The organism is Luteimonas sp. MC1895, from assembly GCF_016457215.1.
Classification (GTDB): domain Bacteria; phylum Pseudomonadota; class Gammaproteobacteria; order Xanthomonadales; family Xanthomonadaceae; genus Luteimonas.
Genome location: NZ_JAEMDY010000002.1, coordinates 77,843 through 103,733 on the forward strand (window position 1 = coordinate 77,843; position 25,891 = coordinate 103,733).

29 protein-coding genes and 1 tRNA gene are annotated in these 25,891 nt (G+C 72.4%); 9 read left to right on the plus strand and 21 right to left on the minus strand.

The features are described 5' to 3' along the window. Positions 1 to 8 precede the first annotated feature (8 nt). From JG616_RS06020 to birA, 4 genes are all read right to left on the minus strand, one after another. A tRNA-Thr gene (locus JG616_RS06020) sits at positions 9 to 84 on the minus strand. Positions 85 to 111: 27 nt separating this feature from the next. Beyond that, positions 112 to 975, minus strand: coding sequence for an SPOR domain-containing protein (locus JG616_RS06025; protein WP_199362338.1), 864 nt, complete (start codon positions 973 to 975; stop codon positions 112 to 114). A 9-nt stretch (positions 976 to 984) separates the two neighbouring features. Then, entirely contained in the window at positions 985 to 1,725 is a 741-nt protein-coding gene (locus JG616_RS06030; protein WP_199392007.1) for a type III pantothenate kinase, read from the minus strand. Further along, entirely contained in the window at positions 1,722 to 2,717 is a 996-nt protein-coding gene (gene birA / locus JG616_RS06035; RefSeq protein ID WP_199392233.1) for a bifunctional biotin--[acetyl-CoA-carboxylase] ligase/biotin operon repressor BirA, read from the minus strand. The genes JG616_RS06030 and birA overlap by 4 nt, the downstream gene beginning before the upstream one ends. 148 nt (positions 2,718 to 2,865) lie before the next feature. On the opposite strand from birA, the gene JG616_RS06040 reads away from it, so the two are divergent. Beyond that, positions 2,866 to 3,132, plus strand: coding sequence for a hypothetical protein (locus JG616_RS06040; RefSeq protein WP_199362683.1), 267 nt, complete (start codon positions 2,866 to 2,868; stop codon positions 3,130 to 3,132). Further along, positions 3,099 to 3,905 (plus strand): M90 family metallopeptidase, encoded by an 807-nt coding sequence (locus JG616_RS06045; RefSeq protein ID WP_199362647.1) that lies wholly within the window; start codon positions 3,099 to 3,101, stop codon positions 3,903 to 3,905. The genes JG616_RS06040 and JG616_RS06045 overlap by 34 nt, the downstream gene beginning before the upstream one ends. A gap of 22 nt (positions 3,906 to 3,927) precedes the next feature. Here JG616_RS06045 and JG616_RS06050 read toward each other — a convergent pair whose 3' ends face one another. The 11 genes from JG616_RS06050 to JG616_RS06100 all read right to left on the minus strand — a co-directional run bounded on the left by JG616_RS06050 (position 3,928) and on the right by JG616_RS06100 (position 13,694). Next, positions 3,928 to 5,349, minus strand: a complete 1,422-nt coding sequence (locus JG616_RS06050; RefSeq protein ID WP_234446517.1) for a sensor histidine kinase — start codon at positions 5,347 to 5,349, stop codon at positions 3,928 to 3,930. Positions 5,350 to 5,392: 43 nt separating this feature from the next. Beyond that, positions 5,393 to 6,079 (minus strand): response regulator transcription factor, encoded by a 687-nt coding sequence (locus tag JG616_RS06055; protein ID WP_199362340.1) that lies wholly within the window; start codon positions 6,077 to 6,079, stop codon positions 5,393 to 5,395. Positions 6,080 to 6,146: 67 nt separating this feature from the next. Further along, positions 6,147 to 6,518, minus strand: a complete 372-nt coding sequence (locus JG616_RS13780) for a hypothetical protein (RefSeq protein ID WP_343224986.1) — start codon at positions 6,516 to 6,518, stop codon at positions 6,147 to 6,149. Positions 6,519 to 6,684: 166 nt separating this feature from the next. Then, the gene (locus JG616_RS06065) at positions 6,685 to 7,617 is read right to left on the minus strand and encodes an arginine deiminase-related protein (protein ID WP_343224987.1); all 933 of its coding nucleotides are present in this window, start codon (positions 7,615 to 7,617) and stop codon (positions 6,685 to 6,687) included. Further along, positions 7,604 to 8,662: a tRNA dihydrouridine(20/20a) synthase DusA gene (gene dusA, locus JG616_RS06070; RefSeq protein WP_199392008.1), complete on the minus strand. Its 1,059-nt coding sequence runs from the start codon at positions 8,660 to 8,662 to the stop codon at positions 7,604 to 7,606. The genes JG616_RS06065 and dusA overlap by 14 nt, the downstream gene beginning before the upstream one ends. Positions 8,663 to 8,756: 94 nt before the next feature. Further along, complete coding sequence (gene cueR, locus JG616_RS06075; RefSeq protein ID WP_199362342.1) at positions 8,757 to 9,170, minus strand: Cu(I)-responsive transcriptional regulator; 414 nt, start codon at positions 9,168 to 9,170, stop codon at positions 8,757 to 8,759. A 34-nt stretch (positions 9,171 to 9,204) separates the two neighbouring features. Then, positions 9,205 to 11,496, minus strand: coding sequence for a heavy metal translocating P-type ATPase (locus JG616_RS06080; protein WP_199392009.1), 2,292 nt, complete (start codon positions 11,494 to 11,496; stop codon positions 9,205 to 9,207). 49 nt (positions 11,497 to 11,545) lie between these two features. Next, the gene (locus JG616_RS06085; protein WP_199392010.1) at positions 11,546 to 12,022 is read right to left on the minus strand and encodes a hypothetical protein; all 477 of its coding nucleotides are present in this window, start codon (positions 12,020 to 12,022) and stop codon (positions 11,546 to 11,548) included. A 12-nt stretch (positions 12,023 to 12,034) separates the two neighbouring features. Beyond that, positions 12,035 to 12,460, minus strand: coding sequence for a copper resistance protein NlpE N-terminal domain-containing protein (locus JG616_RS06090; RefSeq protein ID WP_199392011.1), 426 nt, complete (start codon positions 12,458 to 12,460; stop codon positions 12,035 to 12,037). Between the two features lie 34 nt (positions 12,461 to 12,494). Continuing rightward, positions 12,495 to 13,208 carry an HAD family hydrolase gene (locus tag JG616_RS06095; RefSeq protein WP_199392012.1) on the minus strand — a complete coding sequence of 238 codons (714 nt, stop codon included), beginning with the start codon at positions 13,206 to 13,208 and terminating at the stop codon, positions 12,495 to 12,497. 87 nt (positions 13,209 to 13,295) lie between these two features. After that, positions 13,296 to 13,694 (minus strand): EF-hand domain-containing protein, encoded by a 399-nt coding sequence (locus JG616_RS06100; RefSeq protein WP_199392013.1) that lies wholly within the window; start codon positions 13,692 to 13,694, stop codon positions 13,296 to 13,298. Positions 13,695 to 13,891: 197 nt separating this feature from the next. Between JG616_RS06100 and JG616_RS06105 the strand changes: the two genes are divergently transcribed. Further along, complete coding sequence (locus tag JG616_RS06105) at positions 13,892 to 15,064, plus strand: PQQ-dependent sugar dehydrogenase (protein ID WP_199392014.1); 1,173 nt, start codon at positions 13,892 to 13,894, stop codon at positions 15,062 to 15,064. On the opposite strand, the gene JG616_RS06110 is transcribed toward JG616_RS06105, so the two are convergent. Beyond that, the gene (locus JG616_RS06110) at positions 15,065 to 15,457 is read right to left on the minus strand and encodes a hypothetical protein (RefSeq protein WP_199392015.1); all 393 of its coding nucleotides are present in this window, start codon (positions 15,455 to 15,457) and stop codon (positions 15,065 to 15,067) included. It abuts the gene before it with no gap. Positions 15,458 to 15,562: 105 nt separating this feature from the next. On the opposite strand from JG616_RS06110, the gene JG616_RS06115 reads away from it, so the two are divergent. Then, entirely contained in the window at positions 15,563 to 15,835 is a 273-nt protein-coding gene (locus tag JG616_RS06115; protein WP_199362350.1) for a hypothetical protein, read from the plus strand. 45 nt (positions 15,836 to 15,880) lie between these two features. On the opposite strand, the gene JG616_RS06120 is transcribed toward JG616_RS06115, so the two are convergent. The 5 genes from JG616_RS06120 to JG616_RS06140 all read right to left on the minus strand — a co-directional run bounded on the left by JG616_RS06120 (position 15,881) and on the right by JG616_RS06140 (position 21,130). After that, positions 15,881 to 16,345, minus strand: a complete 465-nt coding sequence (locus tag JG616_RS06120) for a YbjN domain-containing protein (protein WP_199362351.1) — start codon at positions 16,343 to 16,345, stop codon at positions 15,881 to 15,883. A gap of 28 nt (positions 16,346 to 16,373) precedes the next feature. Continuing rightward, positions 16,374 to 17,468 carry a hypothetical protein gene (locus JG616_RS06125; RefSeq protein ID WP_199362352.1) on the minus strand — a complete coding sequence of 365 codons (1,095 nt, stop codon included), beginning with the start codon at positions 17,466 to 17,468 and terminating at the stop codon, positions 16,374 to 16,376. 68 nt (positions 17,469 to 17,536) lie between these two features. Continuing rightward, positions 17,537 to 18,346 carry an NrdJb gene (locus tag JG616_RS06130; RefSeq protein WP_199392016.1) on the minus strand — a complete coding sequence of 270 codons (810 nt, stop codon included), beginning with the start codon at positions 18,344 to 18,346 and terminating at the stop codon, positions 17,537 to 17,539. Between the two features lie 67 nt (positions 18,347 to 18,413). After that, positions 18,414 to 18,890: a hypothetical protein gene (locus tag JG616_RS06135; RefSeq protein WP_199362354.1), complete on the minus strand. Its 477-nt coding sequence runs from the start codon at positions 18,888 to 18,890 to the stop codon at positions 18,414 to 18,416. A gap of 80 nt (positions 18,891 to 18,970) precedes the next feature. Beyond that, a complete protein-coding gene (locus JG616_RS06140) occupies positions 18,971 to 21,130 on the minus strand; it encodes an adenosylcobalamin-dependent ribonucleoside-diphosphate reductase (protein ID WP_199392017.1) in 2,160 nt (719 codons plus the stop codon). A gap of 577 nt (positions 21,131 to 21,707) precedes the next feature. On the opposite strand from JG616_RS06140, the gene JG616_RS06145 reads away from it, so the two are divergent. Genes JG616_RS06145 through JG616_RS06165 form a run of 5 tightly spaced genes read left to right on the plus strand, consistent with a single transcriptional unit; the run spans position 21,708 to position 25,876 of the window. Then, positions 21,708 to 23,168, plus strand: coding sequence for a Do family serine endopeptidase (locus JG616_RS06145; RefSeq protein ID WP_199362356.1), 1,461 nt, complete (start codon positions 21,708 to 21,710; stop codon positions 23,166 to 23,168). A 34-nt stretch (positions 23,169 to 23,202) separates the two neighbouring features. Then, complete coding sequence (locus JG616_RS06150; protein ID WP_199362357.1) at positions 23,203 to 23,565, plus strand: hypothetical protein; 363 nt, start codon at positions 23,203 to 23,205, stop codon at positions 23,563 to 23,565. 45 nt (positions 23,566 to 23,610) lie between these two features. Further along, complete coding sequence (locus JG616_RS06155; protein WP_199392018.1) at positions 23,611 to 24,168, plus strand: phage holin family protein; 558 nt, start codon at positions 23,611 to 23,613, stop codon at positions 24,166 to 24,168. A 10-nt stretch (positions 24,169 to 24,178) separates the two neighbouring features. Continuing rightward, the gene (locus JG616_RS06160) at positions 24,179 to 24,721 is read left to right on the plus strand and encodes a protein sip-5 (protein WP_199362359.1); all 543 of its coding nucleotides are present in this window, start codon (positions 24,179 to 24,181) and stop codon (positions 24,719 to 24,721) included. Between the two features lie 15 nt (positions 24,722 to 24,736). After that, entirely contained in the window at positions 24,737 to 25,876 is a 1,140-nt protein-coding gene (locus JG616_RS06165; RefSeq protein WP_199392019.1) for an AI-2E family transporter, read from the plus strand. The last annotated feature ends 15 nt before the right edge of the window (positions 25,877 to 25,891 follow it).

Here is a 25,891-nt window from a genome sequence, read left to right on the forward strand (position 1 = left end):
CGGAAAGATGGTGCCGGCAGTCCGAATCGAACGGACGACCTACCGCTTACAAGGCGGTTGCTCTACCAGCTGAGCTATGCCGGCACATGCGCCACGAGGGCGCGCGGCATTCTAGCGCGCCGCGGCCGCGACCACGCCGGCGCAATCGATCGTACGGGCGTCGGACGCACCGGCCGCGGCGCGCGCGGCGGCGGCATCGAAGGCCGGACCCGCGGCCAGATCGAGCCAGTAGCGCGTCGTGGCCTCGCCCAGCGGCTGCGCGCGGGCGGGGAAGCCCGCGGCGCGCAGCGTGGACTCGCGGCGGCGCGCGGCGGGCTCGCTGCCATAGCGCCCGAGGGCGATGGCGTTGGCCTCGTCCCCCGACGGGACCACCAGCAGGTCGTCGAAGCCCGCCGCGCGGATCTTCGCGGCCAGCGCATCGGCCGCGGCGCGGTCGGCCTGCGCCGCCATGGTCACGCGCCAGCCACGCGGCGCATCGATGACGTCGCGCACGCGCGTGCGCGTCGCACCCAGCGGCTGCAGCGCGCCGCGCGCGGCGGCCACCGACGCGGCGTCGGCATAGGGACCGAAGCTCATGCAGCGCAGGGGCGATTCGGGCGGAAGCTGGGGCGTCGTTGCCGCGGGGTTCGAGGCGCCAGTCGCGCCGCTCGCGCCGGCATCGGCGATCGCGGCGTCGCGCAAATCCGTTCCCGCGGCCGCGATGGTTCCGTCGGCTCCGGACGCGGGTTCCGGCGGCGCGACCCCGCTGCCAGTCGAGCCGACCGCAGCGGCGACATCTCCCGCGCCGCCAGCAGCGGCCGACCCCGACGCGGCGTCATCGCCGTCGCGCACGGGCTCGCCCGGCAGCCGCAGCGTGGGCACGCCTTCCGCGGGGGCCCAGGGCGTCGGCGGCAGGGGGCCTGGCCGCAGCACCCACCAGGTGGCGACTCCGAAGTTGAGCATGACCAGCAGGACAAGCAGGGCGCGTGCAGGCATGCCCGGATTCTAGCCCGGGCCTGCCGGCTGGCGTGCCAGCCGCGCGAGGCCGTCCATGACCAGCGACGGCAGGTGCACGGCCCGGGCAAGCCCGGGCAGCAGCGCCGCGGCGCCGCCGCCATGCACCACGATCGACGCCGACGTACCGGCCAGTTGCCGCGCCTGTTCGCGGCTGCGCTCGACCAGGCCGAGCGCCGCACCCAGGCAGCCCGTCGCCAGCGCATCGACGGTGTCGGTCGCGAAGTGCGTCGCGGTCCCGCCATCCAGCGGCAGCTGCGGCGCACGCGCATGCAGCGCCTCGCGCATCAGCGTCGGCGATGGCGCGATGCAGCCGCCCAGGTGCCGCCCATCCGCATCGACCAGGTCGACGGTCAACGCGGTGCCCACGCCCACCACCAGCACCCAGCCGCGGACGCGCCCGCGCGCGCCGACCATCGCCAGCGCGCGGTCGACGCCGAGCCGGGACGGATCCTCGTAGCCGATGCGCACGTCGGCCATCTCGCGCTCGACGCGCACTTCGACCACCCGCCTCGCGCGCGGCACCAGCACCTGCAGCAAGGCGGCGCGCAGTGCGGCCGGGCCGACGCTGGCGACCCAGGCCACTTCGATCCGCGGTGGCAGGTGCGCGGCCCAGGCCGGGTCGAGGTTGCGGCCGTCGTGCGCGAACGCCGCGACGTCACCCGCCCCGCCCGCGTCCAGCGGTGCCAGCTTCAGCCGCGTGTTGCCGAGATCGAAGGCCCAGTCGCTCATGCCGCTGCCCCGCGCACGCGCAGGCTCGCTTCGCCCGCATGGACATGACGCTCCACGCCGTCGACCTCCACGCGCAGCGCCCCGTCGGGCGCGAGCCCCAGCGCGATGCCCGCCTGCACGGTGCTTCCGGCGCGCACCTCCACCGGGCGACCGGCAAGCGCGTCCAGCGCGGCGTAGCGCGACAGGAAGGGCGCGAGGCCTTCCCGGTCGAACTGCGCCAGTGCCGGCACCAGGCCGACCACCAGGGCCGCCGCGAGCGCGTTGCGCGACGGCGCGGCCGGGCCAAGCGCCGCAAGATCGCACCAGGGCTGGTCGATGGCGGCGGCCACCGTCGCCGGCATGCGCACGTTCAGGCCCAACCCGACCACCGCGCGGACCGGACCGGCATGTTCCCCGCCGCCCTCCACCAGCAGGCCGCCGAGCTTGCGCAGCCCACCGGTCAGGGGCTCGACGACAACGAGGTCGTTCGGCCACTTCAGCCGGACCGCGTCGTAGCCCAGGGCATGCAGGGTCTCGGCCGCCGCCACGCCGGCCACCAGGCCCAGGCCGCCCAGCCGCGCCAGCCCGCCGTCGAAGGCCCGGGCCAGCGACAGGTACAGGTTGGCGGCGAGGGGCGAGGCCCAGGCGCGGCCCAGCCGGCCGCGGCCGCCGGTCTGGCGCTCCGCCAGCAGCACCTCCACGCCGGTCGGCGGCGTGCGCCGGCGCAGCAGTTCGCTGCTGGTGGAATCGATCGTCCAGGCGACGTCCGGTCCATGGATCGCGGCGCGGACCCCGTCGGGCAGCAGGTCCGCGATCGCGCCCGCCTCGAGGAGGTCCACCGGCGCCTCCAGGGCATAGCCCCGTCCGGGACGCGCGGCGATCGCGATCCCGGCCGAGCGCAGCGCCTCGATCCGCTTCCACATCGCCGCCCGGGTCAGTCCGGCCTCGCGGGCGAGTACGTCGCCCGACACCGGGCCTCCGGCCAGGCGCCGCAGCAGGGCTTTTTCCACCAGTTCGGGCGCGCGGGCGGTGGTGGCGTCGTCTGGCGTCGGCATGCCCGGATTATCACACCGGCCCGCGCGTCGACGGCCGGCCCCCTTGCAGCGGCCCGCATGCATGTATGATCCGGAGGTTGACCCGGTTACCGAACAGGCCTCTGCCATGTCCGTCCGCGCCCTTCTCGTCCTGACGCTGCTGTCCCTGGCCCTCCCTTCGGAGGCCCGCGAGGCGCGCATGTCCGGCCCGGGTGGCGACGGTTCGGCGTGCTCGACCGACTACCCCGCCAGCACCGGGCCCGACGTCGACCCGGTCCGTGCCGCCAGGCGCCCCGAGTCGGACAAGCCGGCGATCCCGCGCGGCACCGGCTCGGACGCCGACGCCTCGCGCCCGGCGCGCTGGCACAGCTTCCTGCCGGGAATGTTCCGCTAGGCGACGGCGTGCTGGTCAATAGGGTGATCAGGCGCCTGTTCCGGCGCCCGCCCGCCGACATCGATCCCCGCCACTGGCAGACGGTGCAGGCCACCGTCCCCTGGGTCGCTGCACTGGATGACGCGCGCGCCGAACGGCTGCGCGTGCTCGCCGCGCGCTTCCTGCGCGACAAGACCATCACCCCCATCGCCGGACTGGTGCTCGACGACGCCGCCCGCACCACGCTCGCCGCGCTGTGCTGCCTGCCGCTCCTCGAATTCGGCGCCGAAGGCCTGCATGGCTGGTCGCAGCTGCTGGTCTATCCCGACGCGTTCCGGGTCGACCGCAGCCACGTCGATGCGGCCGGAGTAGTGCACGAGTGGGAGGACGACCTGGCCGGCGAGGCCTGGGAGCACGGCCCACTGGTGCTGTCCTGGGCCGACGTCAGCGCCGACCTGGCCAGCCCGCGCGACGGCTGCTGCGTGGCCGTGCACGAGATGGTGCACAAGCTCGATGCGCTGGACGGCGTGCTCGACGGCACCCCGCCGCTGCCGCGCGACTGGCAGCGCGAATGGGCGCGCGACTTCCAGCAGGCCTATGACGGCTTCGCCGGGCGCGTCGACCGCGGCCTGCACACGCGCATCGATCCCTACGCGGCCGAGGCGCCCGAGGAATTCTTCGCGGTCTGCAGCGAATACCACTTCAGCGACCCGGCCCTGCTGGCGCGAGAACTGCCGGCGGTCGCCGGACACCTCCGCCGGCTGTACGGCACGCCGCCCTTCGCCAGCGCCTGAGCGCACGCGCGACCGGGCGGGCTCAGAGCCCCGGCGGCAGCCGCACCAGGAAGCGCGCCCCACCCAGCTCGGGCGCGGCCGACACCTCCAGCTCGCCGCGGTAGCTGCGCACGATGTCCTGCACGATCGACAGGCCGATGCCGTGGCCCTGGACGCGCTCGTCGCCGCGCACGCCGCGCTGCAGCACGTGCGCGATGCGCTCGGGCGGGATGCCGGGGCCATCGTCGTCCACCGCGACCAGCAGGCCCGGCCGCCGGCGCGGCGCGCTGGCGCCGGGCTGCACGGTCAGCAGCACGCGCCCGCGTGCCCATTTGAAGGCGTTCTCCAGCAGGTTGCCGAGCAGCTCCTGCAGGTCGCCCGGCTCGCCATGGAAGCGCGCGGCCGGATCGATCTCGAACTCGCAGACCGCGCCCTTACCGGCATAGATCTTCTCCAGCCCGCGCACGATCGCCTCCGCATAGGGCTCGATCTCCACCGGCGCCGCGAACAGCTGGTGTCCGCCCGACGCGCCGCGGCTCAGCTGGTAGCTCACCAGCTCGTTCATGCGCCGCACCTGGTCGGCGACGTCGGCGCGCAGCTCGGCTTCGCTGGCGTCGCCGTCCAGGCGCGTGCGCAGCACCGCCAGCGGCGTCTTCAGGCTGTGCGCGAGGTCGGCCATGGTGTTGCGCTGGTGCTCGAGGTTCTGGCGCTCGCTCTCCACCAGCGCGTTGATGCTCTCGGTCAGCGGCTCCAGCTCGCGCGGATGCAGCTCGCTCATGCGTTCGGCCTGGCCGCGCTGCACCTTGTTGAGCTCGGCCACCACGCGCCGCAGCGGGCGCAGGCTCCAGCGCAGCACCAGCGCCTGCAGCAGCAGCAGGACCATGCCGGCGATGCCGAGGTAGCCCCACAGCGCGGCGCGGAAGACGCGCACCTGCTGTGGCAGCAGGCCGGCGTCTTCCATGATGTAGATGGTGTACGGGAACTCGGCCTCGGGGCGCTGTTCGAGGTCCCAGATGAAGCCCTTGCCGTAGCGCAGCACCTCGCCATAGGTCTCGTCGGCGCGGGTCATCGGCAGCGGCCCCTCGAACTTCTCGACCCCGCCCTCGAGCAGCTCCGCGTCCGGCAGCTGCGGTCCGCTGGTCGACTCCGACGACCAGGTGCCGTTGGGCAGCACGACCAGGGCGTACAGGCCGCTGCCGGGCCGCTCGAAGCGTTCGTCAGGCTGGGTGTACGGGGGAATCAGGTTGCCGGCGCGGTCGAACTCGATGTCGCGGGCATAGGAGGTCGCGTAGCTGCGCAGGCGGTCGCGCTGCAGCTCGCTGGCGACATCGACGAAGGCCCGGTCGAGCGCGTAGCCCGCCGCCGCCAGGAACGCGACCAGCCCCAGGCTCGCGGCCAGCAGCTGGCGCGCCTGCAGCGAACGCGGCCGCCACGCGAGTCTCCGATCCTTGCGCGCCTGCCCCACGCCGCCTCCGATCCATGCCGGGCGCCGTGGCGCCCCGCCGGCCTCAACCCTCGTTGCTGCGCGGGATCGCGAAGCGGTAGCCGCGACCGCGCACGGTCTCGATCGGCTTCAGGGTGCCGTCCGGATCCAGCTTCTTGCGCAGGCGGCCGATGAAGACCTCGAGCACGTTGGAGTCGCGGTCGAAGTCCTGCTGGTAGATGTGTTCGGTGAGATCGGCCTTCGAGACCAGCTCGCCGGCGTGCATCATCAGGTACTCGAGCACCTTGTACTCGTAGCTGGTCAGGTCGACGTTGGCGCCGTTGACGCTCACCGTCTGCGCGGCGAGGTCGAGGACCACCGCACCGCACTCCAGCGTCGGCTTGCTCCAGCCCGCGGCACGGCGCACCAGCGCGTTGATGCGCGCCAGCAGCTCCTCGACGTGGAAGGGCTTGACCAGGTAGTCGTCGGCGCCCTGCTTCAGGCCGTCGACCTTGTCCTGCCAGCTCGAGCGGGCGGTGAGGATCAGCACCGGGAACTGCTTGCCCTCGTCGCGCAGGGCCTTGATCAGCTCCATGCCCGACATCTTCGGCAGCCCGAGGTCGATGATGCCGACGTCGAACGGCACTTCGCGGCCCATGTACAGGCCCTCTTCCCCGTCCTGGGCGGCATCGACGGCGTAGCCCTCGCGCTTCAGGCGCGCGGCCAGGGTCTCGCGCAGGGGGGCTTCGTCTTCAACAAGCAGGATGCGCATCGGTGTCTCCGGTGTGCCGCCGCGTGGCTGGGCCGCCGCAGCGAAGAGGTTGCCTCAGGGTGCGCATTCAGTCGTCGTCGCCGCGTGTAGGGCGTGCCGCACGACGCGGACGGGCGTCCGGGTCGTCCATGTACACGCGCACGCGACCGCGATCGTCGACCACTTTCACCCGGTTGATGTCGCGACCGTCGAACGGCACGCGCTCGGCGCTCAGCACCTGGCCACCGGTGCGGCTCTGCACCCGGCGCACCGAATCCGACAGCGCATCGCGGCGCGCGCTGCGCTGGGCCGGCGGCGGCAGGCCGGGGATCGGCGCCTCGGCGCGCGGCGGCTGCGCCTGGCCACGCCGCGAGGGTCGGCCGTCATCGCCATGCGCGGTGCCGGCCACGGCAAGCGTGGCGAGCAGGCACAGCAGCGGAAGCGGACGACTGACGGTCATGTGCGGCATTTCCGAAAGAATATAGAAAGTTACGGGCGCGGGCAGCGTGGCGCACCGCAGCGATGCAGTGATTCTCGGAAGCAGGCGGTGAATTACCCCTTAACTTTTCCGGAGGCGGTCCGCCCCTGTTCACGTTCGACAGGCGCGCGGCCCGTTTGCGACGCCGTCAGTAGATCTCGGCGACGCAGCAGCGCAGCGAACCGCCCGCCGCCTCGATCGCATCCAGGGCGACCGCGCGCAGCGAAAATCCCGCCTGCGCGAGCCCGGCCCGGCTCGCGGCGGAGAGCGCCTGCGCGGCGCGCTCGCTCATCCAGGCCAGGTCCGGCGAGAGCGCGATGGCGTTGCCGGCGAAGGCCGCCTGCTCCGCCTCCGACAGCAGGATCGCGTGTGGCGCATACAGCGCGGCGATGGTGTCAGGTACGGCCGGATCGGCGAAGCCCGCCGGGCAGATGAGCGCCGCACGCCCGGCGAGCACCGCGAGCACGACGTTGGTGTGGTACTCGCCGGGGGCGAGGTCGAACATCAGGGTCGCGCGCAGGCCCAGGGCCTCGTGCATCAGGCGCGCCCCTTCGGCGTCGCAGCGCTCGGACAGCCCGCACAGACCCAGGCCGCGTGCGCGATCGATGACCAGGGCGCCGGTGAGTTCGCAGGCATGCGGCTGCTGCGACAGGTCGCGCACGGCGTGGCCCATGAGATCGCCGAAGAAGCCGCGGATGTCGGCGCGCAGCGCCTCGCGCTGGCGCACCGGGTGGCGCATGCGCCCGACCACCAGTGCGCCGGGCGCGGTGGCGAAGACGTTGTTGGGGAACAGCCCATCGGGCGCCAGCGGATCGCCGGGAAAGCACAGCGTCGGCAGCACCGTCGCCAGCGCGCGCTGCAGCTCGCGGTGCTGGGCCGATGCGCGCGCGGCGTCGAAGCCGTCGGCCTCGGCCATGTAACGGTTGTCGCTGGCCGACTCGTCGGCGCGGCCGAAGCCATCGGGCGCGACCAGGAAGGCGGCGCGCGCGGTCGCCGGACCGAAGTCCGGCGGGCAGCCGCGGGCGAAGGCGAGGAAGGCGGCGGGGTTGCGGGTCAGCGACGCCATGTCAGGCGACAGCACGGCCGCCACCGGCGGTCATCGCGATCGCGCGTTCCACCAGCGACCAGTCGGCGCCGGGACGGTGCGCACCCTCGCTCAGCACCTGGCGGAACGCGCGGCCGCCGCGTTCGCCCTGGAACAGGCCGAGCCAGTGGCGGCTGATGTGCTTCAGCTGGGCGCCCCGCGCCAGCCGCGCTTCCACGTAGGGGCGCATGGCCCGCAGCATGTCGGCGCGCGTGGACACCGCACCGCCGTACCAGGCCGCGTCCAGCCGATGCAGCAGCCAGGGGTCGTGGTAGGCGGCGCGCCCCAGCATGGCCCCGTCGACGTGGTCCAGGTGCGCGGTGGCTTCCGCCGCATCCGCGATACCGCCGTTGACCACCACCGCCAGCCCCGGTCGCTCGCGCTTCAGCGCGTAGGCCCAGTCGTAGCGCAGCGGCGGGACCTCGCGGTTCTCCTTCGGCGACAGCCCCTTCAGCCAGGCGTTGCGTGCATGCACCACGAACAGGCGGCAGCCCGCCGCGGCGACCGTATCGATGAAGGCGAGGAAGCGCGCGTACTCGTGGTCGTCGTCCACGCCCAGCCGGCACTTCACCGTCACCGGCACGTCGCAGGCCGCGCGCATCGCCGCCACGCTCTCGGCGACCAGCGCCGGCTCGCGCATCAGGCAGGCACCGAAGCGCCCGGCCTGCACCCGGTCGGATGGGCAGCCGACGTTGAGGTTGATCTCATCGAAACCGTGATCGGCACCGATGCGCGCGGCCTGGGCCAGCAGCGCCGGCTCGCTGCCGCCGAGCTGCAGCGCCACCGGATGCTCCACCGGATCCAGCGCCAGCAGCTTGGCGCGATCGCCGTGGATGACCGCATTGGCGTGCACCATCTCGGTATACAGCCGCGCGTTCGGCGCCAGCAGGCGGTGGAAGACACGGCAGTGCGAGTCGGTCCAATCCATCATCGGGGCGACCGAGAGGCGGATGGAGGCCGCGTAGCGCGCGCTGTCGCGGCGCGGGCCCGCTGCGTCCGGGGCTGCCGCTGCGTCGAGGTCGGGGGGGGCTGTCGTCGTCATACCGGTCACCGCGCTGGCAGGGTCGGGAGGCGCCGCGCAGGGCCGACAGGGTACACGCCGCCCTGCCCGCCTGCAGGGCCCCACCCGGCCACGTTCACGCGTCGCCGGGTTCCCCGGCCGCGTCCGCTTCCAGGCCCTCGAGGATCGGGCAGTCCGGCCGGTGGTCGCCGGCGCAGCCATCGGCCAGGGTCTGCAGGGTGTCCGCCATCTGCCGCAGCCGGGCGATGCGGTCCTCGAGGTCCGCGATATGCGCCTGCGCAAGCCGCTTGACGTCGGCGCTGCGGCGCGAGCGATCGCTCCACAGCCCCAGCAGCCCGCCGATCTCGGCGACCGCGAACCCGAGGTCGCGCGCCCGGCGGATGAAGCGCAGGCGGTGCACGTCGGCATCGCCATACAGGCGATAGCCCGCGGCGCTGCGCGCGGCCGGCGGAACCAGCCCGGCCTCCTCGTAGTAGCGGATCATCTTCGCCGACACCCCGGACGCACGTGCGGCCTCGCCGATGTTCACCTGCGCGGCTCCCCGGCCGGCCCGGGCGCGCGACTCATGCCGCCACCGCCGGCGGCTGGAAGCGCCGCAGCCGCAGCGCGTTGCCGAGCACGAACACGCTCGACAGCGACATCGCGCCCGCCGCCAGGATCGGCGACAGCAGGATGCCGAAGGCCGGATACAGCACGCCCGCCGCTACCGGAATCAGCGCGGTGTTGTAGGCAAAGGCCCAGAACAGGTTCTGGCGGATGTTGCCGATGGTCGCCCTGGACAGCGCGATCGCGTTCGGCACGCCCTGCAGGCTGCCGGACATCAGCACGACGTCGGCCGCTTCCATGGCGATGTCGGTGCCGGTGCCGATCGCGAGGCCGACGTCGGCCTCGGCCAGCGCGGGCGCATCGTTGATGCCGTCGCCGACGAACGCGAGGCGGCCATGTTCGGCCTTGAGCCGGCGGACCGCTTCCACCTTGCCTTCGGGCAGCACCTCGGCAACCACCTCGTCGATGCCGAGGCGTGCGGCGATGGCCTGGGCGGTGCGCGCGTTGTCGCCGGTGATCATCGCGACCTTGAGCCCCTGCGCATGCAGCGCGGCGATCGCGGCCGGGGTGTCGGGCTTGACCGGGTCAGCCACCGCGATGATCGCGGCCAGCCGGCCGTCGATCGCGGCGTACAGCGGCGACTTGCCTTCGCTGCCCAGGCGCGCGGCCACCGCGGCGAAGACATCGACCTCGACGCCCAGCGCGCGCAGGTAGCGGTCCGCGCCCACCTCGACGCGATGGCCGTCCACCCGCGCATGCACGCCCATGCCGGTGACCGACGCGAAATCGCCCGGCTCCGGCACCGCGATGCCTTCGCCCTCGGCCGCGGCGACGATCGCCCGCGCGATCGGATGCTCCGAGCGCGACTCGACCGAGGCCACCAGGCGCAGCACCTCGCCGCGCGTGAAGCCTTCGGCCAGTTCGAGGTCGGTCAGCGCCGGGCGCCCCTCGGTCAGCGTACCGGTCTTGTCCACGGCGACCACCGCGGCATCCTTCAGCAGCTGCAGCGCCTCGCCCTTGCGGAACAGCACGCCGAGCTCGGCACCGCGGCCGGTGCCGACCATGATCGAGGTCGGCGTGGCCAGGCCCATGGCGCAGGGGCAGGCGATGATCAGCACCGCGACCGCGTTCACCAGCGCCAGCCCCAGCGCGGGCTCCGGGCCGAACAGCATCCAGACGACGAAGGTCAGCAGCGCCACCAGCATCACCGCCGGCACGAACCAGAGGGTGACGCGGTCGACCATGCCCTGGATCGGCAGCTTCGACCCCTGCGCCTGCTCCACCAGGCGGATGATCTGGGCCAGCACCGTCTGCGCGCCGACCGCGGTCGCGCGCAGGGTCAGCGCGCCCTGCTGGTTCACGGTGCCGCCGACGACGGCCGCGCCGGCTGATTTCTCCACCGGTACCGGTTCGCCGGTGATCATCGATTCGTCGACGTAGCTGCGGCCCTCGACCACCGCGCCATCGACCGGCACGCGCTCGCCGGGGCGCAGTTCGACCAGGTCGCTCGGCCGCACTTCGCCAATGGGAATCTCGGCGCTGACGCCGTCGCGCACCACCCGGGCGAGCTTGGGCTGCAGGCCCACCAGGCGCTTGATCGCCTCCGAGGTGCGGCCCTTGGCGCGCGCTTCCAGCCAGCGGCCCAGCAGCACCAGGGCGACGATCACCGCCGCGGCTTCGTAATAGACATTCACCGTGCCCGCCGGCAGCAGCCGCGGCGCGAAGGTCGCGACCAGCGAATAGCCCCAGGCCGCGAGCGTGCCCACCGCGACCAGCGAGTTCATGTCCGGCGCCAGCCGCATCAGCGCCGGGATGCCGGCGGTGTAGAAGCGCCGCCCCGACCCGACCAGCACCGCCGTGGTGAGCGCGAACTGGATCAGCCAGCTGCGCTGCAGGCCCAGGCCCTGGTCCACCCAGTGGTGTATGGCCGGCACCAGGTGCGCGCCCATCTCCAGCACGAACACCGGCAGGGCCAGGGCCACGGCCAGCAGCAGGTCGCGCTTGAGGGTCGCGCTTTCTGCCTCGCGCCTCGCGGACTCGGCCGCGTCGTCGCGCGGTCCGCTCGCGTCGAGGGCGCGCGCGGCATAGCCGGCCTTGCCGACGGCGGCCAGCAGGGCCGCGGAGTCGGTCGGGCCATGCACCGTCGCGCGCTCGGTCGCGAGGTTCACCGCGGCCGTGGTCACGCCCGGCACCGCCTGCAGCGCGCGCTCGACGCGGGCGACGCAGGAGGCGCAGGTCATGCCCTCGATGGCGAGTTCGATGGGCGGGCCGGCCGGGCCGCGCGCCTTTTCCTGCTGCTGTCTGTCCATGGGGACAGCCTAGACCTTCCCACCGCTGGAAGGTCAAGGCGGCCCGGGGTCAGCCGTCCGTGGGCAGCGGCCGGCCCCACCGGCGATAGCTGTCGGCCATCCCCTCGCGCAGCCGCCTGGCCCGGGCGCTGCCAGGCTCGACGCCGAAGGCGCTCGCGATGCCCTGCCAGCCGTCCGGGTGACCGGCCGACCAGGCCTCGATCACGCCCCGGCAGGGGCGGCCGGACACCCGCGCCAGCGCGCAGGCGTAGTAGAGGTCGCCGGGCACGCGTTCCTGACGGCCGAGCAGGTCCTCCAGCAGCGGGCGCGGGGCGTCGAAATAGCGCACCAGTTCGTCGACGAAGGCGTCGGGATAGCGGCCTGCATAGCGGTTGATGTCGCCCAGGCGGACATCGACCACGGCGTCGCCGGTGGCGGGCGTCCACGTCGCCGGGGCGTCCGGCGTCGGGACGTCCTGCGCCAGCGCGGCCAGCGGCAGGAGCAGCCACAGCAGGCAGGCGAGCAGCAGAGGGTATCGAAGGTTCATGCGGTCTCCGCGTCAGGGGTGCCGGCCAACCGGCAGCAGCAGGTCGTGTTCGCGCCCCGGGAACACCTGCCCCTGGGGATCGCGGACCTGCAGCGCGCCACCGCCGACCAGGGCATACCGGCGCAGCCCGCCGGTGCCCGGCTCGAGGCTGAGCAGCTGGCCGTCGAGCCGCCATTCGCCCGCTTCGTCGAAGCTCTGGCTGCCGTCGACGGCAACATACACCTCGACCAGCCGGTAGCGGTCCCGGCCGGCCTGCCGCTCGAGGACCAGGCGGGTGTCGATCGCCTCGCAGTCGGCGCAGGGCAGGCGCCCGCGCCATTCCGCCGCGCCCTCGCCGATCACCGGCGGAGCCGTCCCCGCGTCATCGGGCTCGCGCACGCAGCCCGCGGCGACGCCGGCAAGCAGCAGTGCGACCAGGAGCGCGTGGAGGCGTGGCATGCGTCGATTGTGCCGCAGGCGCAACCGCTCCGCGTCAGGCGGCGAGGATCGACCGCAGTGCCGCGGGAAGTTCGGCCGCCGATCCGAGCGTCGCCATGCGCACCTGGTCGCCGGCGGACAGCGTGGCCTCGCGCTCGTGCTCCCAGGTCAGGTGGTAGGGCAGGTGCAGGCCCCAGCCTCCCAGCTCGAGCACCGGTGCGATGTCCGAACGCAGCGAGTTGCCGACCATCACGAACTCGGCCGGGGCCACCTCGAACTCCTCCAGCAGGCGTCGATACGTCGGCACGTCCTTCTCGCTGACGATCTCGATCCGCCGGAACAGCGAGGACATGCCCGACTCGCGCACCTTGGCCTCCTGGTGGAACAGGTCGCCCTTGGTGATCAGCACCACCGGCACCGTGGCCGCCACCGCCTGCACGGCTTCGCGCACGCCGGGCAGCAGCTCGACCGGATGACGCAGCAGCGCCTTGGCCAGCGCGACGATGCGATGGACGTCGGCGCCGCTGATGCGGCCTGCGGTGATGTCGATCGCCGACTCGATCATCGACAGCGTCATGCCTTTCACGCCGTAGCCGAACACCGCGAGGTTCGCCTTCTCGACCGCGTACAGCCGTTCGCTGGTCCGCGCGTCGCCGTTGACGTAGCCGGCGATGATGGCTTCGAAGTCGCGCTGGGCCTGGTCGAAGTAGTCCTGGCTGCGCCAGAGCGTGTCGTCGGCGTCGAAGCCGACCATCCGGATGCTGGGCATCCGGCGATTATCCCTGAACGGCAACGACGGCGGCATCCCTGCCGCCGTCGTGCACGATATGGGTGGCCGCGCGCGGCGGCCGGGCGGTCAGTCCTGGCCGCCGGCCTTGGCCGCGTGGCTGCGGTACTCGTCGGCGGTCAGCTCGCCGTCGCCATCGGCATCCGCGCCGTCGAACACGGCCGCCAGCGCCGACAGCGCCGCGGACTCCTCGCGGGAAATGGTGCCGTTGCCGTCGGCATCGACGTCGTTCCAGCCGAGCTGGCGACCGGCGGGCTGCCCGTCGGTGGTGGGGGCCTGCGTCTGGGCAGCGTCCTGGGTCTGCGGGGTGCCGTCCTGCGCCTGCCGGGCGGTCGCGGCCGATTCGACGGCCGCGTCTTCGGCGGCGCGGACCTCGGGGGTGATGGCGCTCTGGGCCAGGGCCACGGGCATGGCCAGCGCGGCACCGAGGGCGAGGACGGCGGCGATCGGCATGGTTGCATTCTTCATCGGGGAATCTCCTCAGGGCGGATGCGGGGGCATCCGGGTCCACACCCTGCAATCCCCTGCATTAACCGCATCCGCTGCGCGGACCGGCGGGAAACTCCGCCTTAACCACTCCGGGCCGGCGGGACGCTAGGCACGGGTGCGCGAGGCGGCGGCCTGCACGATACTGGGGCTCCGACACGGTCCCGGAGTCCATCGCGATGAAACCGCACCTGCTGGCCAGCGCCCTGGCGCTCGCATTCGCCACCACCGCCTGCAACGGCAGCGCGGGCTCCGCCGCCGGCGCGGCCTCCAACGCCGGTGCCGATGGCGCGACGGCGCCCGCCGCCGCGGGGCAGCCGTTCGAGGTCGACGTCATCGCGGTGTTCGACGAGCCCTGGGCGATGAGCTTCCTGCCTGACGGCCGCCTGCTGGTGACCGAGAAGAAGGGTCGCCTGAAGCTGGTCGACGTGGAGAGCGGCGCCAGCCAGGACGTCGCCGGCGTGCCGGACGTCGACTACGGTGGCCAGGGTGGCTTCGGCGACGTCGTGCCGCATCCGGGGTTCGCCGACAACGGCATCGTCTACCTGAGCTATGCGGAAGCGGGCCGCGGCGACCGTCGCGGCGCCGCGCTCGCGCGGGCCCGTCTGGTGACCGGCGAGGACGGCGGCGCGCGCCTGGACGGGCTCGAGGTGATCTGGCGCCAGGTCCCCAAGGTCGATGGCCGCGGCCACTACGGCCACCGCATCGCCTTCGACGGCGAAGGCAAGCTCTGGCTCAGCTCCAGCGAACGGCAGAAGTTCGATCCCGCGCAGGACATGGCCTCCAACATGGGCAAGGTCCTGCGCCTGGAAGACGACGGGCGCCCGGCGGCGGGCAATCCCTTCGCGGCGCAGGGCGGCGTCGCGGCCGAGGTCTGGTCGCTGGGCCATCGCAACGTGCTCGGCCTGGCCTTCGACGGCGGCGGCCGGCTCTGGGACGTGGAGATGGGCCCGGCCGGCGGCGACGAGCTCAACCTGGTCGAGCGTGGCGCCAACTACGGCTATCCCCTCGTGTCCAACGGCGACCACTACGACGGCTCGCCGATTCCCGACCATGACACCCGCCCGGAGTTCAGCGCGCCCGCCGTGGGCTGGACACCGGTGATCTCGCCGTCGAGCCTGGTCTTCTACAGCGGCGACGTCTTCCCGCAGTGGACGGGCAGCGCGCTGATCGGCGGGCTGTCCTCGCAGGCGCTGGTGCGCGTGGAATTCGACGGGACGACGGCGCGCGAGGCCGAGCGCTTCGACATGGGACAGCGCATCCGCGAGGTCGAACAGGGACCCGAGGGCGGACTGTGGCTGCTCGAGGACGGCGAAGGCGGACGGTTGCTGAAGCTGCTGCCGGCCGGCTGATCAGGGCAGGACGACGCCCGAGGCGACCGGGCGTCCGTCCTCCAGCACGCGGAAGCCACGGCGGCCGTCCCCGGACAGCTGCACGGCGCTGGCGCAGATCAGCCGCACCTCGTGGCTGCTTCCCGGGACGAGCTCCGCCAGCCCGCCGCGGTCGATCCCGCAGCGCGCCGTGCTGCCACCATCGAACGCGACCTCGCCACGCCAGGCGCCGGCGATCGGCCCCGCGCGGCCACCTTCGGCCGCGGGCAACATGTCCAGGCGCACCGGGATGCCCAGTTTCCCCGGGTAGTCGAGCCGGGACGCGGGCGCGGCGGCGGACGGCGCCGCGGCCTCCTGCGGCGCGGGTCCGCACGCGGCGAGCAGCATCGGCAACAGCAGCAGGATCGGTCGCACAGGCATCTCCCGGGGGTGGCGCGCGCGCGCGGAGCCGCGGGCCCGTTCATCACGCCAACACGAAAGGCTGCCATAGTAGGTCGCGACGCCCTCACGCGATACACGATGACCATTGCAGCACCCATCGATGACCAGGCGGCCGCGCTCGATCGCGCCATCACCGAACTGGAGAACGCGATGGCCGACCTCCAGCTCAAGCATCGCGACCTGTTCGCCTATGCCAACGCCTGGGCCGAACGCCACGATGCGGTGATGCGGCTGGCCCCCGCGCATCTGGAAGAACACGCCCGCGCGCGCCTGCGGCGGATCGCGATCCGCTGGGGCCTGGCCGACGGCGTGCGCATGACGCGCCAGTTCCCGGCGCTGCGCGACCCCTGATGCACCGTCGCCACCGGACCGCGACCGCGCTCCGGTGGCGACCGGTCAGAAGCCGACGCTGCGGGTGAAGTCGCCCAGCAGCTGGCCGAAGATCTCGACCTGGCTGCGGATCTGCGCCGCATGGTCGGCGTGCAGCACTTCGAAGTCGTAGTGCAGGAACGGATCCATCTCGTCGTCGAGCACCATCCGCCCGTAGCGGTAGCGGGTGTTGTAGACGTTGGCGACCTGCAGCGAGGTGCCGTTCTCCAGGTCGAGGCCGACCTCGAGCTGCAGCGATCCGCAGCGTCCGGCGTTGCAGTCGTAGAAGTTCAGGTAGGCATTGAGGCCGTTGGTCTGGAACCGGATCATCGGGTCGCCGACGCTGTCCTCGAGCATCTCCGGCTCCAGCTCCATCGCCTGCAGCACGGCCATGGCCTCGGCGCCGGAAACGCCCCGTCCGGTGTCGGCCAGCGCGGGTGCGGCGGCAAGCGCAAGCAGCGGGGCCAGCAGGCCCGCGGTCAGTCTGTGCATCGTGTGTCTCCCCTGTGGTGGTCGCAGATTAGCTGAATGAGCCTTCGGCCGACGGGTCCGCCGGGCGGGGTTCACCGTCGTCCGGCCAGGCATGCCCATGGGCGTCGTCGAGCAGGCGCATGCGCCTGCGCTCGATGCGCCGCTCCCCGGCAGCCTCGACCGTGCGCTGGGTTTCCAGCATCAGCGTCACCCCCGTCGAACGGCGGAACCGTGCGCGACCGGTGTCGACGATCGACATGTCGGCGGCGACCTCCGCGCGGTCCTCCGCCGACACGCCGATGCCGTACATCTGCTCGGCCGCCGCCAGCGCCAGCTGGGCCGACTTCTCGCGGTCCATCCGCGTCGTCCACTCCAGGGTGGCCTCGTCCGACCCCGGCGCGCCGGGCTGCATCAGCAGGGTGACCTGGGCCGGCAGCGTGCCGCCGCCCAGGGGGCTGTCGATCTCGATGTCGACCGCGTAGGGCACGCCCGCGGCGAGCTCGGCCCCGAACATGTCGTTGTACTGCTGGGCATCACGCGACATGAGCGCGCCCAGGACCTCGGGCCGGGTCATGCGCTCAACCATGCCGGCGGCGAACTCGCGCCCGCGCGCCCTGGCCGCCTCGCCTTCCGCACCATCCGGCCAGCCGCCCGCGGCGAGGACCCCGCGCTCGAAGGCGGCGTCGTAGGCCGGCCGGAGCACCGGACGCAGGCTGTCCGCCAGCTGGTCCAGGTTGCGGAGCGCGGCGAAGTTGCCGGTCGCGTCCAGCTCGACCTCCAGCACCAGGTCCGGCAGCGCCTCGAGGATCTGCCGCATCAGCGCCTCCTGGCCGTCGTCGCCCTCCAGCTGCTCGTAGCGGCTGTCGTCGAACGACCAGGCCTGGACGAAGCCGTCCTCGAGCACCCCGGTGATGCGGATGGTCTCGATGGCGGTGACCCGCGATCTCGCCTTGCCGGCTTCGCCGACCGACACGTCGTAGTCCTCGCTGGCGTAGCGCAGGGCCACGCCGTGGTGCCACGGCGCCACCCAGCGGACCGGTTCGGCCGCCGCCGGGGCCGGATTCTTCCTGGCGCCGGCCGTACCGGGCCAGGCGAGCGCAAGCAGCAGCGCCAGCGCCACGCAGGCGCGCCGGATGTGTTCCATGGTCTTGTCCCCCGTGGCGCCCCCCGCGCCCGACGCGTGATTCTAGCCGGACGCCTGCGCGCCGGCGCTCAGCCGCACTTGGAATAGCCGCAGTTCAGGCAGGTCGCGCAGCCGTCCATCACCACCACCGCCTTGGTGCTGCACTTGTGGCACATGGTGGCCGATGGCGGGAAGCTGGTGCCCTCGCCGGTGACGGCCACGTCCTCGCCGCTGCGGTCGGCGCCCTGGTCGGCGAGCAGCTCGCCCACCGGACCCGCATCGGCCGCGGCTACGCCGGCGTCACTGTTTTTTTTTGAGCGCGCCTCGTATTGGCGGCGCTTCTCGTCGATCAGCGCGCGCTGCGCGGCGCTCATCTCCGGGTCGTGGATCATGCCGATCGACTTCAGGTGGTCCTCGACGATCGCGCCGAGTTCGGCCACCAGCGACGGCATGTACACGCCGCCGGCCTTGAAGTAGCCGCCGCGCGGATCGAACACCGCCTTCATCTCCTCGACCAGGAAGGTGACGTCGCCGCCCTTGCGGAACACGGCCGACATGATCCGGGTGAGCGCCACGATCCACTGGAAGTGTTCCATGGACTTCGAGTTGACGAAGATCTCGAACGGGCGGCGCTGCTCGTGCTCGCTGCCGGCGTTGAGCACGATGTCGTTGATCGTCACGTACATGGCGTGCTCGACCAGCGGCGACTTGATCTTGTAGGTGCTGCCCACCAGCACTTCGGGGCGCTCGATGCGCTCGTGCATCTGGATGACTTCGGCCGAAGGGCGCTCGACGGCGGCCTCCTGGGTATCGGCGGCTGCGGCGCGCGCGGCGGCCTTGTCGCCATCGGCGGTTGCGACGGAGTACCCGGTGATTTTCTTCTCGATCCTGACGGCCATGACGCGTGTTCCTGATATTCGTGGGATGCCGGCTCCTCCCCCGGGTGACGGGGGAGGCCGGAGGGTCTTACTTGCCCGCGGGCTTGCGCGCGGGCGCCTTCTTCGTGGCCGCCGTCTTCACGACGGCCTTCTTCGCCGCGACCGTCCTGGCCGCCGGCTTCGGCGGCGTGGCCGTCCTGGCGACCGCCTTCTTCGCCGCGGCCTTGCGCACCGCCTTCTTGGCGACCTTCTTTTCCGCCTTGCGGCGCTTCAGTTCCGCGGCCTCGGCGCGCGCGCTGGCACTGGTCGCCGCCAGCGACTGCTTGGCGCCCGCCACGCGCTTGCCCACCGCCTTCTTCGCGGTCCCGGTGCCCTGGCTGACCGCCTTCCTGGCCTTGCCCGTGCCCTCGACCACCGCCTTCTGCGCCTTGCCCGCGGCCTGCTTCACCTGCTCCACCGCCTTGGACGCGCGCCTGGACACCGTGCTGCCGACGTCCTTCGCCTTTTCGGCGACGGTTCCAGCGGCGTTGCCGAGCGTTGCTGCGACCCCATTGCCGTTGCTCATCGTGTTTGCCTCGTCGTCATGGTCGCGGGCGGGGCGCCCGCAGGCCGGAATGTAGCGCGCGGCGAGCCGCGCGGGCGTGGTCAGAACTTGCCGTAGTACCCCTCTTTCAGCGCGTCGAAGAGGTTTGCCGCGGTGTGGGTCTCGCCGTCGTACTCGATTTCCTCGTTGCCCCTGGCCTCCACCGTGGTCCCGTCCTCGAGCTCGAAGCGGTAGGTGGTGGCGGCGAGGTCGGACTCCTTGACCAGCACGCCCTGGAACGCCGCCGGGTTGAAGCGGAAGGTGGTGCAGCCCTTGAGGCCCTTCTCGTGGGCGTAGAGGTAGATGTCCTTGAACTGTTCGTAGGGGTAGTCGGTCGGCACGTTCGCGGTCTTGGAGATCGACGAGTCGACCCACTTCTGCGCGGCGGCCTGCACGTCGACGTGCTCCTTCGGGCTGATGTCGTCGGCGCTGATGAAATACTCCGGCAGCTGCGCGCCCGCGTCCTCGCTGAACGGCATCGCCGCGGCGTTGACCAGGTGGCGGTAGGCGAGCAGTTCGAACGAGAACACGTCCACCTTCTCCTTCGACTTCTTGCCCTCGCGGATCACGTTGCGGCTGTAGTGGTGCGCGAACGAGGGCTCGATGCCGTTGGAGGCGTTGTTGGCCAGCGACAGGCTGATCGTGCCGGTGGGCGCGATCGAGCTGTGGTGGGTGAAGCGCGCGCCGTGCTCGGCGAGCTGCTCGACCAGCTCCGGCGCCACGCCGGCCACCTGCTGCATGTAGCGGCTGTAGCGCGCGTGCAGCACCTTTCCGGGGATCTCCTGGCCGGCCTTCCAGCCGTCCTTCGCCATCTCCGGGCGCTTGCGCAGCATCTCGGCGGTGACCGTGAAGCGCTCCTCCATGATCGGCGCGGGACCCTTCTCCTGCGCCAGCGCGAGGCCCATCTCCCAGCCGGCGACCGCCATCTCGCGGGCGACCTGCTCGGTGAAGTCGCAGCTCTCCTTCGAGCCGTACTTCATGCGCAGCATGGTGACCGTGCTGCCCAGGCCGAGGAAGCCCATGCCGTGGCGGCGCTTGCGCATGATCTCCTCGCGCTGCTGCGGCAGCGGCAGGCCGTTGACCTCGACCACGTTGTCGAGCATGCGGGTGAACACGCGCACCACCTCGCGGTACTCCTCCCAGTCGAAGCTGGCCTTGTCGGTGAACGGATCGCGCACGAACTTGGTCAGGTTGACCGAGCCCAGCAGGCACGCGCCGTAGGCCGGCAGCGGCTGCTCGCCGCAGGGGTTGGTGGCGCGGATGTTCTCGCACCACCAGTTGTTGTTCATCTCGTTGACGCGGTCGATGAGGATGAAGCCCGGCTCGGCGTAGTCATACGTCGAGACCATGATCATGTCCCACAGGTGGCGCGCGCGGACCTTGCCGTAGATCTTGCAGGCCACCAGGCCGTCTTCGCGCACGATGTAGCCGGCGTGCTGCGGCCAGTCGCGCCAGACCACTTGCGTGGCGTCCGCCAGGTCGATGTCGCCCTGCTCCTTGGCGCTGACCGGGAACACCAGCGGCCAGTCGGCGTCGGACTTGACCGCATCGATGAAGCCGTCGGTCACCAGCAGCGAGAGGTTGAACTGGCGCAGGCGCCCGTCCTCGCGCTTGGCGCGGATGAAGTCGCGCACGTCGGGGTGCGACACGTCGAAGGTGCCCATCTGCGCGCCGCGGCGGCCGCCGGCCGACGAGACGGTGAAGCACATCTTGTCGTAGATATCCATGAACGACATCGGGCCCGACGTGTAGGCCCCAGCGCCGGCGACGAAGGCGCCGCGCGGGCGCAGCGTCGAGAACTCGTAGCCGATGCCGCAGCCCGCCTTCAGCGTCAGGCCGGCCTCGTGGACCTTCTCCAGGATGCCGTCCATCGAGTCGACGATGGTGCCGCTGACCGTGCAGTTGATGGTGCTGGTGGCGGGCTTGTGCTCGAGCGCACCGGCGTTGGACGTGATGCGGCCGGCCGGGATCGCGCCGCGGCGCAGCGCCCAGAGGAAACGCTCGTTCCAGTACCTGCGCTTCTCGGGCGTCTCTTCCGCCTCGGACAGCGCGCGCGCGACGCGCTGGCAGGTGCCGTCGATGTCGGCATCCAGCGCCTCGCCCTGCTTGGTCTTCAGGCGGTACTTCTTGTCCCAGATGTCGACCGAAGCCGGCTGCATCGGGATGTCCTGGTCGGTGCCAGCCATCGTGTTCTTCACAGCCTCCAGGCGAACCGTGCTCATGCTGCTTCCATCTCCTTGATCCTGCCCGGTCGTGCGCGAACCGGCCGTGGTGGTCGTGTCCTGCCGGGCGCGGTCCCGCTGCGGGTCGCGCCGACGGCAATGCCGCATGGCGCGCAGGCGCGCCATGCCGTGTGTGCGTCAGTGTCGAGTCTGGCCAGTCGTCATGTCACGCATGCGAACCACCCCCCAATGGTTGGCGTGCCGGCCCGGCAACAACTAGCGCTGGGCTGAACCTCTCCTGCCGACCACTACATCTTGTGGCCGACAGGTGAGACCGTAAGGCCGCGGCAGACCGAAGTCAATCGCTCGCGCGACCCCGGCGCGTGACCCCAGCCGTGTCGCGGTTCACACCCCGCAGCGGACGTGCGACACATCGCAATGCGCGACCCGACCGCGCGCGTAGGGGGGCACCGGACATCCCGCGAAGCCGGCGCGCGGCCTGGAACCCTCTGCCGCCCGCAGCGCGGCGCGCAGCCTCCATTCGGCATCCCGTTGCTACGATCGGCGCCGCCGAAGCGGCGCTCCAGCGCCCGGCTTTCACACGTCAGCCACCGTCCAACCGGGATAACAGTCCGACATGCGCGCCTCCACCCGCACCACGCTCCTTGCCCTCGTCGCAGCCTCCGCCTTCGGGGGCTTCGCGGCCACCTTCGTGCGCGATGCACTGGAGGCGCCGGCGCGCGCCGAACCGCTGCCGGTCGCCGCGGTGCCGATGGCCGGGTCGCTGCCCGCCGTGGTCGATGGCCAGGCGCTGCCCTCGCTGGCGCCGATGCTGCGCCGGGTCACGCCCGCGGTGGTGAGCGTGCATTCGCGGCAGCGCGTGCGGATCAACAACCCCTTCGCCAACGATCCCTTCTTCCGCCGCATGTTTCCCAACGTGCCGGACGAACGCATCAACGAGTCGCTGGGTTCGGGCGTGATCGTCGACGCCGCGCGCGGCTACGTGCTCACCAACCACCATGTGATCGAGGGCGCGGACGAGGTCTCGGTCACCCTGACCGACGGCCGCACCATGACCGCCGAGTTCGTCGGCTCCGATGCGGACACCGACGTGGCGCTGATGCGGATCCCGGTGCCGGGCGAGGGCCAGCCGCTGCAGGCCATCCAGCTCGCCGACAGCGGCGCGCTGCAGGTCGGCGACTTCGTGGTGGCGGTAGGCAACCCCTTCGGCGTCGGGCAGACAGTGACCTCGGGCATCGTGTCCGCGGTCGGCCGCAGCAACGTGCCGGGCGTGGGCTTCCAGAACTTCATCCAGACCGACGCCAGCATCAACCCGGGCAACTCGGGTGGGGCCCTGGTCAACCTGCGTGGCGAGCTGGTCGGCATCAACACCGCCAGCTTCAACCCGCGCGGCAGCATGGCCGGCAACATCGGCCTGGGCTTCGCCATTCCCGCCAACCTGGCGCGCAACGTGATGCAGCAGCTGGCCTCCACCGGCGAGGTGCGCCGCGGCTCGCTGGGCATCGACACCCAGGACCTCGACGACCGCCTGGCCGCGAGCCTGGGGCTGGCGGCCGGGACCCGCGGCGCCGTGGTCACGCGCGTGCATGCGGACTCCTCGGCCGCCGAAGCCGGCCTGCGGCCGGGCGACGTGATCGTCGCGGCCAACGGCGAGCGCATCGGCGACAGCGAGACCCTGCGCAACTTCCAGGGCTTGCAGCCGGCGAACGCGCGGGTCACGCTCGACGTGCGCCGTGACGGCAGCACCCGACAGCTGCAGGCGACGCTGCGCGAGCAGCCGCGCGTGCTCGCCGGCCAGCAGCTCGACCCGCGCCTGGCCGGGGCCAGCTTCGCCGAGCTGCCCGAGGCGCTGCGCCGCGGTGGCGTGGCCGGTGTCCTGGTCGAAGAGGTCGCCACGGCCAGCCGCGCCGCGCGCAATGGCCTGCGCGCGGGCGACGTCATCCTCGGCGCCGGCGGCGCACGCGCATCCGGCACCTCCGACCTGTCGGCGCTGCGCGCCGCGGTCTCCGACTCACCCGCGCAGCTGGTGCTGCGCATCCAGCGTGGCCGAGGCCAGGGCAACCTGGTCATGGAATGAACCACCCCACCCCATCCCCCAAGGAGACAACACGATGAGCCCCACCCATACCGACAACCTGAAGACCAACCTGTCCGAAGCCGGCGGCCACCTGAAGCAGGCCGCGAGCGATACCGCCGAGGCCGTGCGCGGCGCCGCGTCCGCCGCGGGCGAGGAGATCCGCCTCGGGCGCGCCAACCTGAAGGCCGACCTGGCCGATGGTTCGGTGGCCGCCCTGTCCGCGCTGGAGGAGGCTACCGCCGCCGGCAGCGAGCAGGTCGACCAGCTGATGGAAAAGGGCCGCGACCTGATCGACAGCGCCGCCGACCTCATCCGCGAGCGTCCGATCGCGTCGTTCGGCGCCGCGTTCGCGGCCGGCTGGATCATCGCCAAGCTCGCCCGCGGCGGCGACCGCTAAGACGTGGAGCCACAGACGCCACCCGCGTCCGGCCGGGCGGGCCCGTTGCCGGGCGGCCTGCCACCCGGCGCGCCGCCCGCTGGCGGGCTGCCGCCTGGCGGACCGGAACCGGCCCCGCCGCCGGCACCCGACCTGGCCGAGTCGCTGCGCGGCCTCCGCGACAGCGGCAAGGCCGGGATCGGGGCCGCCGGCGATGCGGCCAAGGCGCTGCGAGAGCTGCTGGCGGCGGATGTCTCGCTGGCCCGCAGCGCGGCCGGGCGCAGCGCGGTTTTCGCCGGCGTCTCGGTGATGTTCGGCGTCTCGGCCTGGCTGCTGCTGATGACCGCGCTGATCGTGGTGCTGAGCAACCAGTTCGGGCTGCCGTGGTGGATGTCACTGGCGGGATGCGGGCTGCTCAGCCTGCTGGGCGCCTGGCTCGCGCTGCAGAAGGCCACCGACTATTTCGAACACACGCGGCTCAAGGCCACGCGCCGCCAGCTGGCACGGCTGGGCATCGGCGAGCTTGCCGACCTGATGCCGCCGCCCGGCTCGCCCGCCTCGGCCCGCGCCGCGGAACCCGTGGTGCGCGAAGACGCGCGTGCCGAAGGCAAGACGCCCCCATGAGGCCATGGACATGAGTTTCGAAGCTTTGCAGGCCAAGGTCGCGCGTGCCGAGGACGCGCTGGAGGCGCGTGAGCGCCAGGTCGCCGCCGATTTCCGCGTGTTCGGCGGCTGCTGGCGCGACACCTGGTCACCGCCCCGGATCATGGTCGCCGGCCTGGCGGCCGGCTTCCTCGCCGGCTGGGCACAGCCGGGCCGGGCGATCGCCGGCGTGCAGCCGGCCCGCTGGCTGCAGCTGGCGACCAGCCTGGCAGGCCTAGCGGGCACCGTGCACGCGGCGTTCGCGGCATCCGATGCCAAGGAGGCGGCCGAGGATGCCGGCGATGCCGCCGCGGTGGCCGGCGGGATGCCGCCCGGTGCCAAGGTGCCGGCGGATGTCGCCGCTGCCGCGCGCGCATCGGCCGCGGCGACCGCCGCGGCCACGGCGGTGCCGGCAGCGGTTCCGCCGGCGGCTTCACCGATGTCGCCCAGCGCGCGCCGCTATGTGCCCGATCCGAGCTGGGAGTCCCCGCCGCGCCCGGCCGAAGCCGCCACCGAAGTCTCCGAACGGCGCTGAGGCGCCGTTTTCCCCATGGGTGCCAGTCCGGACGCGAGTCCCGTTCCCTCCGCCGCGGATGGCGACCCGGGAGGTCCCGCTCCCCCGCCGCCCGCGGCACCGCCGGTCCCGCCGCGCCCGCGCGCGCCAGGCGCCGTGGTTGTCCTCGCGATCCTGGCGGTCGGCTACACGCTGTGGGCCGCGCAGGGCGTCGTGCTGCCGGTGCTGCTGGCGATGTTCCTGGCCCTGGTCGGCAACCCGGTCATCCGTGGCCTGCGGCGGCTGTACGTGCCGCGTGCCCTGGCTGCGCTCCTGGTCCTGGTCGGAGGCATCGCCGGCGCCGGGCTCCTCGGCCAGCAACTGCTGGCGCCGGCCGTCGACTGGATGCAGGAGGCACCCCGGCAGATGCGCCAGGTCGGTCGCGAGCTGAGCGAGCTGGTCAAGCCGGTGCACGAGGCCAACCGCGTGGCCGAAGACATCGCGCGCCAGGCCAGCGGCGAGGGCGGGCGCAAGGTCGAGGTGGTGCGCACGGTTCCCGACGACCCCTACGCCCTCCTGACGCGGGCGCCCAAGGCACTCGGCGGCGTGCTGGCGGTGGTGCTGCTGACGTTCTTCTTCATGGTCTTCGGCGAAGACCTGCAGCGGCGCGCGATCGCGCTCCTGCCGACGCGCCAGCGGCAGAAGATCACCGTCGAGATCATGCAGGCGATCGAGCGCGACCTGTCCCGCTACGTCTTCACCATCACCCTGATCAACGCCGCCGTCGGCCTGCTGCTGGCCGCGGTGCTGCATTTCGCCCTGGGCGTGGAGGTGCCGGAGGCGCTGCTCTGGGGCACGATCGCGACCCTGCTCAACTTCGCGCCCTATGTCGGCCCGGCCATTGGCGTGGCGCTGATGCTGGCGATGGGCTTCGTGACCTGGGACGAAGTCGGCCCCTCCCTGCTGCCGGCCGCGATCTACCTCGGCCTGCACACGCTGGAAGGCCAGCTGGTAACGCCGCTGGTCCTCGGCCAGCGCATGCAGCTGTCGCCGCTGGTGCTGATCCTGGCGCTGGTGCTGTTCGGCTGGGTCTGGGGCATCGTCGGCCTGCTGCTGGCGGTGCCGCTGCTGGTCTGCGTGAAGCGCGTGCTGGCGCGGATCGACGGCATGCACGGCTGGGCCCGGCTGCTCGAGTAGCCGCCTTACAATGGC